Here is a 12687-nt window from a genome sequence, read left to right as displayed (position 1 = left end):
CATCGGCGATGTCCCGGAACGTGTCGAGCGCATTATCCATGTCGTCGCCGGTGGGTGCCTCCTCAAAAGCGGTGAACTCGTCGCGCATATCCTCGACCAGCTCGCAGTAGTCCTCGTCACCTCCGCAGGCAGCGAGCGGGAGAGCCAGCACGGCGGTGCCGGCAATAGCAGCGAATCGCTTAAACGTGGTCATACGTGTCCCTTGTCATTCTGGTTGTTGTGAGCAGGCCGCAGAGCACCTTACATGACGCCTTGGACGGTCGTCAGACGGAGCCCTGACATGGGGTGAACCGCGGGTTCGCGGCGCCTGCGGTCATTCGGTGAGACTGATGTCACACTCAGTTTCCATGTGCTGAGTGACGTTGACGAGCGCGGGTTCCGCGTCTGCTCTGAGCTGTGTGAGCTCCTCGTCGTTCTGGACCTCCGCTAACGACTCAGGGTCGTCGGCGTCGATGTCGACCTCGGAGAACGCTTCTGCCCATTCGATCACCGTTTGCCAGTCATCGGCGATGTCATCAGGAGCGGCGTCGGCGATGTCGTGGAACACGTCGGTGGCCCCGTCCTGCATGTCGCCGGAAGACAGGCTGTCGCTCTCGTCCATCTCTTGGATGAGGTCGCAATAGTCGCCGCCAGCGGCGCTTTCGTCGTCGCCGCAGGCGGTGAGGGCCAGCGCCAGGACGGTGCCGCCGGCGAGCATGATGCTTTGCCTCAGGGTTGTCATGATCATCCCATGTCGGATTGTCGTGTTGTTCATATCAGTTGTTGGTATCACCGGCACTGTATAAGACGCTGCCTTGCGTCGAATGGTTTCAGGTGACGACGACGATCCGGGTACGCATCCTGTCGCTGTGCTTGAGGGCTGTGACGACGTCGCGAATGTGACCTGATGTTCACGAGCGATTCCGCAATACGTCACCACACCACGTAAAGTGGCGTTGGTGAGCGAACACGAGATTGAGTGCTGGCTGACGGACATGGACGGCGTTCTGGTCCATGAGGGGCAGGCGATCCCGGGGGCGGCGGAGTTCCTTCAGCGATTGGTCGCGCGCGAGCGGCGGTTCCTGGTCCTGACGAACAACTCGATCTTCACCCCGCGTGACCTGGCCGCGCGGCTGGCCGCCACCGGCCTGGACATACCTGAGGAATCGATCTGGACCTCAGCGCTCGCTACAGCGCAGTTCCTGGCCGATCAGCATCCACGTGGCAGTGCCTATGTGATCGGTGAGGCCGGCTTGACGACGGCGCTGCACGAGATCGGCTACGTCATGACGGACACGAAACCGGACTATGTGGTGCTCGGCGAGACGCGGACCTATTCGTTCGAGGCGATCACAAGGGCGATTCGGCTGATCGACGGCGGCGCACGGTTCATCTGCACCAACCCGGATGCCACCGGTCCGTCCCAAGAGGGCCCGCTGCCGGCGACCGGGGCGGTGGCGGCCTTGATCAGCCGCGCCACTCGGCTGGAACCCTATTACGTCGGCAAGCCGAACCCGATGATGTTCCGCAGCGCTTTGAACCGTATCGAGGCACACTCGGAGACGACGGCCATGGTCGGGGACCGGATGGACACCGATGTCGTGGCCGGGATAGAAGCCGGCTTGACCACATGGCTTGTGTTGACAGGGTCCACCCGGCGCGAAGAGATCGAGCGTTACCCGTACCGGCCGAATCACGTCGTCGAATCGGTTGCGGATCTCATCGAGCTGGTTTAACGGCCCGCACGGTGGCGGATCGCGGCCCGCTGTTAGAGCGGACCGCCGTCAGCTGTAGCCGGCAGCGGTCGTGTCGTTCAGCTGTCCGTCTCTGTCTCTCCGGACTCGTCCGTGCCCTCGTCGGCGCCCTGCTCGGGCTCGGTGCCGTCGTCGGGCTCCGCGCCATCGTCCGGATCGACCTCACCTGACTCGGTGCCGTCGGTGAAGTCGATGTCGCACTCTGCCTGCACGTTTGCCTCGATGTTCGAGAACGCCGCCTGGCTGCTGTCCATGAGTTCTGTGAACTCCTCGTCATTCTCGAGTTCTTCAAGAGCTTCCATGTCGGACCAGTCGACCTCGGCGTAGTTCTCCATGGCGTCGGCGACCGTCCGCCAGTCGCCTTCGATCTCGCTGGGGGCGGCGTCTGCGATCTCCCGGTACGAGTCCGAGAGGTCCTGCAGCATGTCCGGGTCCGCCTCCGCGTCAGAGGCGCCGGAGAACTCCTCTTCGGCGTCCTCGATCAAGCCGCAGTAGTCATTGTCGTCTCCACCGCAGGCGGTGAGGGACAGTGTCAGGGCCGCGGTACCGGCGAGGCTGGCGAAGCGTTTCAGAGTAGTCATTACCGTCCTTGTTGCTGTGCGTTGAGACAAGCCGCCGAGCACGTTACCTGATGTCAGCCACCGGTTTCTGATCTATCGGCAAGATCGAGCATGACCATCGCGGCCTCCCCGCGACACCGACCATGTGCTGAGGGCAGACGCTCACTCGGGATTGCACGATGCGAGCACCGTAGCGAGATACCCGACGTCGGGACGCCATAGCTCGAGGTTCCAGCTCGGCTTGTCCACCTCGGCGATCCGGGCGAACTCGACATGGCACCGGAACTGGTCCCGCATATGCGGGTGGTCGGCATCCGGCTCCATGCGCACGACCTCGTCCCAGGCGTCCGGCCATTCCGAGGCGGGCGCCTCATAGCGGCCGTGGTCCGTGGGGTATACCGCCAGCCGCTGCCCGTTCTGGTCCGGGATCCAGCCGACCTCGTCGATGTAGGTGCCGCTCGTCGCCTGCCCTGTGGACCCGTCAAGCTCGGAGAGCGGATCTCCGGAACGGTCCGACGATGAGACGATCTTGGCGCTGATCTGGTGGGGAGACGCATCCGAGTCTGGCCGCGCTGCCGGGCCCGTCGCCCCGTGGGCAAGACCGTGTGGCAGCCCCGAGGCGAGCAGCAAGGTCAGCCCGCTCACGAGGGCTCGTCCTAGTGTGCGCTGCATCCCGGCCTCCGATTCATCCCTGAGAAGAATCTCATGCGGCGTTTCATCCGGACCGGCCGGGCAGCCGGTAGCGGGCGTCGTCGAGTGGCTCCACGAGCCCGTCGGCGACCAAGCCGTCGAGCGCGCGCTCACGCTGCACGCTGTCGGCCCATGCGGCGTCGAGCCGGGCCTTCGGGACCGGCCCTTGGTCTTCGCGGAGTACCGCCATGAGCCGCCCACGGACCTGCCGGTCGGTGCCTGCCCATGCCTGACCGCGGCGGGGCGGGCCGTCGTACTCCGGGAAACCCTCCAGTCGCCATGCGCAGGTGGTCGCCACCGGACACACGGCGCAGCGGGGCGAACGCGCCGTGCACACCAGTGCACCGAGCTCCATCACGGCGACCGACCAGAGCGGTGCCCCTTCCTCGGGCAGCAGCTGTTCGGCCAATCGGCGCTCCGCGACGGTCGCGGCGTTCGGCGGGTATTGCTCCCCGCCGACGGCACGGACCAGGACGCGCCGCACGTTGGTGTCCAGCACGGCGTGCCGTTGGCCGAACGCGAACGACGCCACTGCGGCAGCGGTGTACTCGCCGATGCCAGGCAGGTCGATCAGCTCGTCGTAGGACGACGGCACGATCCCACGGTGACGGTCGACGATGGTCTGGGCGGCCGCGTGCAGCCGCAGCGCGCGTCGCGGATAGCCGAGCCGGCCCCAGGCACGTATCGCCTCGCCGGGCTCTTCCTTTGCCAGGTTGGCAGGCTCTGGCCAGCGCTGCATCCACTGGTGCCACACCGGCTCCACCCGCGCGACCGGAGTCTGCTGCAGCATGATCTCGCTGACCAGGACACCCCACGGGGTGCGGTCCGGTGCCCGCCACGGCAGGTCGCGGGATTGAGTCGCATACCAGGAGATCACGGCATCATGCATGGTGCGTCGATGATGGCATACCGTCCCTCTGCGCAGACCATCGCGCCGGATATGGGGTTCGGCGGCGTGCGCCGTGGGCAGGAGTCGCGTACCCTTGCTGGTCAGGCAGTGCGATGCAGGGATTGGATCGGTCTATTGGCAACGTCTGGTGCGCGGCGGCGTCGGGTGACGTTGACGGACGTGGCCGCGCACGCGAGTGTGTCGAGAGCTACGGCGTCGCTGGTGCTCCGGGAGAGCCCGCTGGTGGCCGAGAATACCCGGCAACGCGTGCTGGCCTCGGTGGAAGCACTGGGCTACGTGTACAACCGTGGCGCCGCCAGCTTGCGGATGCGCAGGACGAACACGGTCGGCCTGGTCATCTCCGGGCTGGCTAACCCGTTCTTCGCCGACCTGACCGAAGGCGTCGAAGAAGAGCTACGTCCCGCCGGTTACGTCGTGCTGCTGGCCAACACGTTCGATGATCCCGTTCACCAGGACACTCTGATCCGGTCGATGATGGAGCATCAGATCGATGGCCTGCTGATCGTCGCCGCGGTGGACAGTGAGAGCGACTTCGTCGCGCCGCTGCGCGACATGGGCGTGCCACATATGCTGGCCACCCGGCGTATCCGTGGAGTTGAGGGGAGCTACGTCGGGCCGGACGACGACGCCGGCGCACGGCTAGCAACCCAGCACCTGCTGGACCACGGTGCGCGGCAGATCGCCTACTTCGGTGGGCCGGAGCACGGCGTCGCCCGGATCGACCGGGTTGCGGGGATGGCGGCGCTGTTGGAGGAGAACACGCTCGAACCGGAGCTGACCTGGACGGTTCCGTCCAGAGTCAGCAGCTCGGAGGGATACGCGCTGGCGAGCAAGCTGCTGAAACGGCATCCGCCCCCTGAGGCCGTCATCTGCCACAGCGATGCCATTGCGTTCGGTCTCATGCGTGCGCTGCGCGACGCCGACGTCGAGATCGGCTCGGCGTGCAGGGTCATCGGTTACGACGACATCGAGCATGCTCAGGCGTGGTCACCTTCGTTGACATCGGTCTCTGTCGCCGCCCGCACCATGGGCCGGCGGGCCGCGCGGATGCTGGTCGAACGTATCGAAACACGCGGTGCGGCGCCGGACGAGTCGCTCGTGCTGCGTCCGTCACTCGTCGTGCGCGAGTCGTGTGGCTGCACTGTTTCGCCTCCGGGCTGAACCGGCCCGAGGGGCTCGCCTTTCGTTTGCGTCCTGTGAGATGAGGTTAGTGCCCTGCGCAGGACGCTAACGACGCGTCCGCTGCGGGGAACACGGCGGACCGGCAGATCTCGATCGTGTTACTTACTGTTGACAGTCACGCTTCGTTGTGGTGCAGTGTCCAGACGATTTAGATCGATCTAAAGGGAGGCGTGATGACGTCCGAACGTTCGAAGATGAACCGGCGTGGATTCCTCCGGACGGTGGCGGGCGCCGGTCTGTCGGTGCCTGTACTCGGAGGGCTGTCCGCCTGCGGTGACGATGGAGGCGGCAGCCTCGGCACTGGCGGCTCGGGCGGTGGCGGGGGTGGGGTGACGGAACTGATCGTGCCGACGGCCGAGACGCCCTGGCTGGAGAGTTACCGCAAGATCGTTTCAGACTACGAGGAACAGTCTGGCATCAAGGTCACCCTGAAGACCTTCCCGTTCGACGGCTTGCGCACCCAGCAGGCGAACGCCATCCAACAGCAGTCCAACGCGTTCGACGTGTTCCAGCTCAACGAGGGCGCGGTCGGACAGTTTTACGCGAACGGCTGGGTTCAGCCGCTCGCCGAGATCGATCCAGACCTCAGCTGGGACGCCGGTCTGATGAGCTTCGACGGCGTCGGACAGTGGGACGCGGAAATGGGCACAACCTCCCCGGACGGTGAGGTGATGGCGCTGCCGATGAACGGGAACATCCTGCTGTTCGTCTACCGCAAGGACCTCTACGATGAGTTGGGCCTGGCTGTCCCGCAGACCTGGGAAGACGTGGTCGCTAACGGTCGGGAGGCGATGGACGCCGGCGCAATCGAGCAAGGATACGTCCTGCGTGGGAAGACACCCACGTTTGACTTCCAGTCTGTTCTCTTCTCCTACGGCGCCGACTGGTTCGCTGGCGACGGAGACTGGACACCTACCATCACTTCGCCCGAGGCGGAAGCAGCACTGGACATGTTCGTCCGGCTGGCTGAGCTCGGTCCGTCGGAACCGCAGACAGTCGCGCAAGCCGAGGCCGTCTCCGTCATGCAGTCCGGGGAGTGCCTGCAGGCATGCCTGGTGGTGGCCGCCGCCGCGCCCCTGGAGGATGAGAACGCCTCGCTGACGGCGGGCAACCTGGGATATGCCGTCGTACCTGGCGGCCCGGCCGGCCAGACGCCGGTCTCGGGGACGTGGACGCTCGGCGTGCCCGCCGGCCTTCCAGAGGAACGGGCCCGGGCGGCGTACGACTTCATCGCCTGGCTCACCGGCCAAGAGGCGATGCAGGCATGGACTGGGTATGGCGGCGTGCCGACCCGCACCGACGTACTCAGCGACGACGTCGCGGGGGAACGTCCCGAGCTGGTGGCGATGGTCGAGTCCGATACCTTGATCCGTGCCCCCATGCGTTACCCGTTCCAGGCCCAAGCCGAGCAGGCGGCGGAGCGGTACCTCGGCCAGGCGGTGGCCAAGTCGATGAGTGTCCCGGACGCTTTGGCCGCCATCGAGAAGGATCTGGTCCAGATCGTCGAGGAGGAAGGCCTGGATTCGTGACCATGACGGCCGAGACCACTCGGGTACGCACGCCGCCTCGCCGCGGAGCGTGGCGTCGTAGCCGACCCGTGCCGTGGTTCAAGTACTTGTCCGTGGCGCCGCTTGTGGTCTTGCTCGTCGCATTCGTCGGGTACCCCGTCTTCGAGCTGATCAAGACCTCCCTCGGCAGGGTGCGGCTAGAGCAGGGACAGTTCTTGTGGGAGTTCGCGGGGTTCGACAACTTCTCCCGGGTCTTCCGCGACGAACTGTTTCTCACGTCGCTGAAGAATTCGGCCGTCTTCATCGTAGCGACGGTCGTCCTGACGCTGGTCTTCGGTATAGCGCTGGCGCTGGTGGTGGACCGCGCGGCCGGGCGGCTGCAGCGGGTGGCCCAGAACATCCTGATCTGGCCGGCGATCGTCGCTCCGGTGGTGGTCAGCGTCGTCTGGCTGTTGATCCTCAGCCCACAGATCGGCTTGTTGAACCGGATCCTGGATTCGCTCGGCCTGCCTGAACAAGGCTGGCTCGGGCAGCCGTTCGGTGCGATGGCCAGCGTGATCGCGGTCGACGTGTGGCACTGGACGCCCATCGTGTTCCTCTTGGTCTACACCGCGCTGCGGGCAATCGATTCGAGCGTGCTGGAGGCCGCGCTGGTCGACGGCGCGACGTACTGGCAGACGCTGCGCTCGATCATCTTCCCGATCCTCACGCCGGCGATCGTCGGCGCGGCCGTGATCCGCATCATCATGGGCGTCAAGGTCTTCGACGAGATGTACTTGTTGACCTTCGGTGGGCCTGGCACCGCTACGACGGTCATCAGCATCTACATCCGCGATGTCTTCTTCGAGGACTTCAACTTCGGGTATGGCGCCGCACTGAGTGTCACCGTGGTCATGCTGGTGCTGGCCGTCTTCGCCGTCGCTCTGGGCGTGCGCCGGATCACACGGAAGGGGCGGTCGACATGACCAGCCGAGCTCTCGTCAAGTTGCTGCTGATCGCCTCGCTGGTGATCACGATCGTGCCGTTGGCGTGGATGATCGTTATCTCGATTCAGACGCCTCGTCAGATCATCTCGCCGGACTGGGGGTTCGAGCCGTCGCTGCACAGCTTCCAGTCACTGTTCGGACCAGATGCCGTCTACGGACAGCAGGTGATCAACAGTGTCCTGATCGTGGTCGGGGCGACACTGCTGTGCCTGGTCATCGGCGGGTTCGCCGCTTACAGTCTGAGTCATCTGGGTTGGTCCAAGCGGGTGACCCTGGGGGTTCTAGCCGGGGCCGCGGTCTTGCAGCTGATCCCGCCGATGACGCTGGTTCCCGGGCTCTACGTGGTGATGTCCGAGTATGGTCTACTCGGCAATCTGCAGGGCCTGATACTCGCGAACACCGTGTTCAACCTTCCATTCGCCACCATCATGATGAAGTTCTACTTCGACACCGTTCCGGGGGAGCTGCGCGAGTCAGCGGCGATGGACGGTGCGAGTGAGATGAAGACGTTCGCCCGAGTGATGGCGCCGCTGGCGGCGCCGGGCATCGCGGCGGTCGGCATCTTCACCGCGATCCAGGTGTGGAACGAGTTCCTGATGGGCTTGGTCTTCACCACCGGCGGCGACGAAGCGCCGATCACAGTCGGGATCGCCACCCTCATCCAGCCTCAGGAGATCAAGTTCGGCCCGATGGCCGCGGTCGGCGCTATCACCGCCGTGCCGATCATCTTGCTGGTCATCGTCGCCAACCGCCAGATCGTCGCTGGATTGACCCGCGGCGCAGTGAAAGGTTGATAGCACAAGCATGCAGAGTCCGCACATTGTCCTCATCCACTGCCATGATCTGGGAACGTGGCTGAGCTGTTACGACGCGCCGCACGCGCCGACGCCGAACCTGCAGGCGCTGGCCGACGAAGCGGTAGTCTTCGACGCGGCGTTCGCCGCCTCCCCGCTATGTACGCCGGCCCGCTCGGCGTTGTTCACCGGGATGTCTCCACACCGCAATGGCCTGCAGGGATTGACCCACCATGGCTGGCGCTACGCCGATGGGGTACGGACTCTCCCGGAGCTCGCGCGGGACCGGGGGTATCACACAGCACTGATCGGATTGCAGCACGAGGACCCCGATCCGTGCGTGCTGGGCTTCGACGAGGTACTCGGCCTCGGTTTCCTGCCGCGTGCATTGCAGGTAGGTGAGGAGGCGGCCGCGTGGTTCGCCGAGAACGGCCGCAGTGGCACGCCGTACTTCGTGACTATCGGCACGTGGGAGGCGCACCGCCCGTGGCCGGCGGAAGACTACGGGCGGTTCCCGTTGGACGAGGTCGACGTGCCACTGTACCTGCCGGACAACGAGTACACCCGTGAGGAGATCGCGGGGATGTATGGATCGATCCAACAGATCGACTCGGCGGTCGGGATGGTTCTCGATGCGATCGAGGCGCACGGCGACCCGGAGAACACGCTGGTGCTCTTCACCACTGACCACGGCGCTGCGTTTCCGCGTGCGAAGGGGACCCTGTATGACCCGGGCGTGAAAGTGGCCATGATCGCGCGCCCGCCACGCTCCTGGGATGTCTCGCCGGGCCGAGTGTCGTCACTGGTCAGTCACCTGGACGTAGTGCCCACTGTGCTGGAACTGGGCGGTGCGGGAGAGCCCGCGGGGCCGGCCGGTGAGCACGCACAGCCCGGTGGCCTGGAGGGCCGCAGCCTCGTGCCCGAGCTGCGCGGAGCGTCGTCGGATTCTGGGCGGGCACTGTTCCTGCAGAAGACGTACCACGACCGCTACGACCCGATCCGTGCCGTACGGATGGCGCGGTACAAGTACATCCGGAACTTCGTCTCCGGTCCTCAACTGATGCTGAGCAAGGATCTTGAAGAGAGCCTGACCAGAAGAGGTATGGGCAACGCACATCTGTCCGCGCGTGCCGATGAAGAACTGTACGTCCTCGATACCGATCCTTGGGAGCAGGTCAATCTGGCCGGCGATCCCGGCTGGGCACAGATCCGGGACGAGCTGGCCGACGAACTCGCGCGGTCGATGAAGGAGTTGCGCGACCCCTTGCTGGAAGGGCCGGTAGGGCCGCCGCCAACCCCGCGGCGGCACTCCTCGTGACCCGCACCAGCCGCGCCGGCGGCTTCTTGAGCACGTTTGTGTGGCGAGGCCGTTGTGTCCACCGACGGCGGTTCCGTTGCCGGACCTGGGAGCACAACCAGCCCGGCTATCGCCAGATCACCAAGGAACTGCCGGACGAGCTGGAACGCGTGAGAACGGATATCAGTGACAATGAGCCGATCACCTCGGCTGCCGGTTAAGGAGTGGCGGGATGCACGACGAAACGCAACGCCGGATGAACGTGATCTGGGTGGTGACCGACCAGATGCGGGCGCAGGCGACCGGATATGCCGGCGATCCGAACGTGTCCACCCCGAACCTCGACCGGTTGGCAGCCGAAGGGGCCAACTTCACGAGGGCGGTGGCGGGTTCCCCGTTGTGCTGCCCGTTCCGCGGCGCGATGGTGACCGGGCAGTATCCGCACAACAACGGCGTGACCGGTCATCGCGTGCCGATGCCGGACGGAACACCGACCGTCGCGCACGCCTTCCGCGACGCCGGGTACCGGACCTGCTACGTCGGCAAGTGGCACCTGGACGGTGACCGGGCCGAGTTCGGCGACGCGGTGGACGGAGACGGAGACCAGCATCACCGGATCCGGATGATCCCTCGAAAGCGCCGCGGCGGGTTCGAGGACTGGTGGGCGTATGAGAACAATAACCGTCCGTTCGACTGTCTGCTCCACACGGACCAGGGACGGACTCCGAAGGGCGTCGACGTGCTGCGTTCCAAGGACTCCATGGAACAGTTCCGGGTTCCTGGCTACGAAGCCGACGGGCTGACCGACATCATGCTGGATTGGCTCGGTGAACAGGCGCGCGAACGGCCAGAGCAGCCGTTCTTCGCCGTGCTGTCGATGCAGCCACCGCACAATCCGTACACCGCTCCGGCGGAGGCCATGGCTAGGCATAGCCCTGGTGACATCGATCTGCGGCCGAACGTCCCCCAGGTGTCACGCCTGCGTGAGCGAGCGCAGCGCGATTTAGCAGGCTACTACGCCGGGATCGAGCAGATCGACGCCAACGTCGGCCGGATCCGGTCGTCATTAGTGGACCTCGGACTAGCCGACGACACGTATGTTGTGTTCTTCTCCGACCACGGCGACCTGCACGGTTCACATGGGCAGTGGCGTAAGACCGCGCCGTGGGAGGAGTCGGTCCGTATCCCCTTCGTGGTCGGCGGACCCAGTCGCGAGCACCAGAACGCTAACCGGCCGGACGTGCCGATCAACCACGTCGACATCGCTCCGACCTCACTGGGGCTGTGTGGGCTACCAGTGCCGGATGAGATGGAGGGTACGGACTACAGCCGCCTCATCGACGGAGCCGGCGGTCCATCGGCGCCCGAAAACGTGCCAGAGACCGCGTACCTGAGCCTGCCGGAACCCACCGGTCACCCCAGCAGCGTCGACCGGCCGTGGCGGGGTGTCGTCAGCCGGGACAACTGGAAGTACGTGTGCTTTGAGGGACAGCCGTGGCTGATGTTCGACCTCGCCGAGGACCCCTACGAGCAGGCCAACCATGCCCACGACCCGGCCTTCCACACCAAACGCGCGGCTCTTGAGGACGCTCTGCGGGTGTGGATCGACCGTACCGGGGATGTCTTCAGACTTCCCGGACCTTCCCGGCAATAGAGGCCATGGGCTCAGCCTTTGGGGGTGGCCACGGGCTGTCCACAGGGGCCTCAGGAGTTGCGAGACTTATCCACAATCGCCATCCGGCGCTGTACATGAGATAACAGGAGCATGAACAATCTAACTCCATGAAACCTAACGAGTACCAAGCTACCGTAAGCCTCCAATCTCCTACGGAGATCGTCGGCGCCATACCCGGTCTGCTCGGCTTCCATGCGCGTGAAAGCCTGGTTGTCGTCTGCTTGCACGGTGCTGCGGGGCGCGCCGGCCTCGCCATGCGGGTAGATCTCCCTCACCCGGATGATGCCGAAGCATTCGCCGTCGAGATGGCAAGCCGGATCGGCCGGGAGAACGCCGATGCCACCGTCGTCGTCTGCTACACGGAGGATGCCGATACAGGTGGTGAACTTGCCAGGCGGCATCTGATCGACCAGGTGCTGGACGAGCTGTTTCTCCGGGACATCGGATGGGAGGCCGCACTGCTGGTGCGAGGGGGCCGATGGTGGTCCTATACCTGCTCCAAGCCGTGCTGTCCGAGTGAGGGCACGCCCATTCCCGTCATGCCGGGTGGCGATGTCTACGGCCTCGAAGCGCAACGTGTGCTGCATGGTGTGGCCGTGCTCCCCGGACGTGAGGCGTTGGCTGAAAGTGTCGGAGGGCCCGTCGCGCCGAGGGTGGTTGTTCTCCGTCAACGGTTCGAAGAAGCGTGTGAACAGCTTGTCGACGAGTTGACCAGGCGAGGGGCCGGAGCTGTGCGCCAGGACACGTTGACGGCCCTGAACGCCATGCGGGAGAGGTACCTGAGCGGGGAACGCGACCTGGACGATGCCGCCGTCGTCCGTGTGTTGGCAGGTCTTGAGGACAAATGGGTCCGCGACGCCCTGATCACGTGGGGTTTGGACGAGCGCGGAGAAGAAGTGCTTGCTTTTCTCATCGCCCTCGCACAGTACGCCGTTGATGAAGGGTGCGCGGCCATCTGCACCGTCGTCGCGGCGGTGGGCTACCAGCAAGGACATGGAGCTCTCGCGTCCGTTGCCCTGGAACGTGTGCTGCGCTGCGCGCCGGAGTACCAGATGGCACGTCTGCTTGACGCACTGCTGGATGCGCAGGTCAACCCACGCGAGATTCGGGCGATGGCTCGAAGAGTCCAGCGTGAGCTCATCAGTCGCGCCGTCATCAGCGACGGGAGCTCGGTGGCTGCCTGAGTGGAAACGACGAAGCACGGCATACGTGACGGCCGATCGGCCAGGCCGAACGGCCGCCGATATCGTGGTGACTCACCACTGTGAGGAGATCTGCCTATGACGCCGGACGCCGTACGCGAGCAAGAGCCAGCGGGAGAAGCGCCATCACCGGTGTCTGTGTCTGGGGTC

The 12687-nt window shown here is 65.2% G+C and carries 12 protein-coding genes and 1 pseudogene; 8 read left to right on the top strand and 5 right to left on the bottom strand.

Going from position 1 to position 12687, the window contains the following annotated elements:
- Positions 1-193: pseudogene (locus ELR45_RS35670) on the bottom strand (hypothetical protein); the annotation flags it as partial.
- 120 nt (positions 194-313) lie between these two features.
- On the bottom strand, positions 314-721 hold the full coding sequence (locus ELR45_RS38775) for a hypothetical protein (RefSeq protein WP_205857081.1): 408 nt from the start codon (positions 719-721) through the stop codon (positions 314-316).
- A gap of 253 nt (positions 722-974) precedes the next feature.
- On the opposite strand from ELR45_RS38775, the gene ELR45_RS22875 reads away from it, so the two are divergent.
- On the top strand, positions 975-1715 hold the full coding sequence (locus tag ELR45_RS22875; RefSeq protein ID WP_129668476.1) for an HAD-IIA family hydrolase: 741 nt from the start codon (positions 975-977) through the stop codon (positions 1713-1715).
- A gap of 77 nt (positions 1716-1792) precedes the next feature.
- Here ELR45_RS22875 and ELR45_RS22870 read toward each other — a convergent pair whose 3' ends face one another.
- The 3 genes from ELR45_RS22870 to ELR45_RS22860 all read right to left on the bottom strand — a co-directional run bounded on the left by ELR45_RS22870 (position 1793) and on the right by ELR45_RS22860 (position 3872).
- Entirely contained in the window at positions 1793-2314 is a 522-nt protein-coding gene (locus ELR45_RS22870) for a hypothetical protein (protein WP_129668404.1), read from the bottom strand.
- A gap of 141 nt (positions 2315-2455) precedes the next feature.
- Positions 2456-2938, bottom strand: coding sequence for a DUF2599 domain-containing protein (locus ELR45_RS22865; protein WP_165368025.1), 483 nt, complete (start codon positions 2936-2938; stop codon positions 2456-2458).
- A 70-nt stretch (positions 2939-3008) separates the two neighbouring features.
- Positions 3009-3872, bottom strand: a complete 864-nt coding sequence (locus ELR45_RS22860; protein WP_129668402.1) for an HhH-GPD family protein — start codon at positions 3870-3872, stop codon at positions 3009-3011.
- A gap of 165 nt (positions 3873-4037) precedes the next feature.
- Between ELR45_RS22860 and ELR45_RS22855 the strand changes: the two genes are divergently transcribed.
- The 7 genes from ELR45_RS22855 (at position 4038) to ELR45_RS22825 (ending at position 12519) form a co-directional block, all read left to right on the top strand.
- Positions 4038-5054 carry a LacI family DNA-binding transcriptional regulator gene (locus ELR45_RS22855; protein WP_165368024.1) on the top strand — a complete coding sequence of 339 codons (1017 nt, stop codon included), beginning with the start codon at positions 4038-4040 and terminating at the stop codon, positions 5052-5054.
- Between the two features lie 194 nt (positions 5055-5248).
- Entirely contained in the window at positions 5249-6604 is a 1356-nt protein-coding gene (locus ELR45_RS22850; protein WP_129668400.1) for an ABC transporter substrate-binding protein, read from the top strand.
- Positions 6605-6606: 2 nt separating this feature from the next.
- On the top strand, positions 6607-7548 hold the full coding sequence (locus tag ELR45_RS22845; RefSeq protein WP_240760083.1) for a carbohydrate ABC transporter permease: 942 nt from the start codon (positions 6607-6609) through the stop codon (positions 7546-7548).
- Positions 7545-8363: a carbohydrate ABC transporter permease gene (locus tag ELR45_RS22840; protein ID WP_129668398.1), complete on the top strand. Its 819-nt coding sequence runs from the start codon at positions 7545-7547 to the stop codon at positions 8361-8363. Before ELR45_RS22845 ends, ELR45_RS22840 begins: the two co-directional genes overlap by 4 nt.
- Positions 8364-8373: 10 nt before the next feature.
- Complete coding sequence (locus ELR45_RS22835; RefSeq protein WP_129668397.1) at positions 8374-9681, top strand: sulfatase family protein; 1308 nt, start codon at positions 8374-8376, stop codon at positions 9679-9681.
- Positions 9682-9892: 211 nt separating this feature from the next.
- Positions 9893-11314 (top strand): sulfatase family protein, encoded by a 1422-nt coding sequence (locus tag ELR45_RS22830; RefSeq protein WP_129668396.1) that lies wholly within the window; start codon positions 9893-9895, stop codon positions 11312-11314.
- Positions 11315-11442: 128 nt separating this feature from the next.
- The gene (locus ELR45_RS22825; protein ID WP_129668395.1) at positions 11443-12519 is read left to right on the top strand and encodes a DUF4192 domain-containing protein; all 1077 of its coding nucleotides are present in this window, start codon (positions 11443-11445) and stop codon (positions 12517-12519) included.
- Positions 12520-12687: the final 168 nt, after the last annotated feature.

The sequence above is a fragment of the Phytoactinopolyspora endophytica genome (assembly GCF_004138495.1).
Lineage (GTDB): Bacteria > Actinomycetota > Actinomycetes > Jiangellales > Jiangellaceae > Phytoactinopolyspora > Phytoactinopolyspora endophytica.
This window is presented reverse-complemented; position numbering and strand designations above follow the sequence as displayed.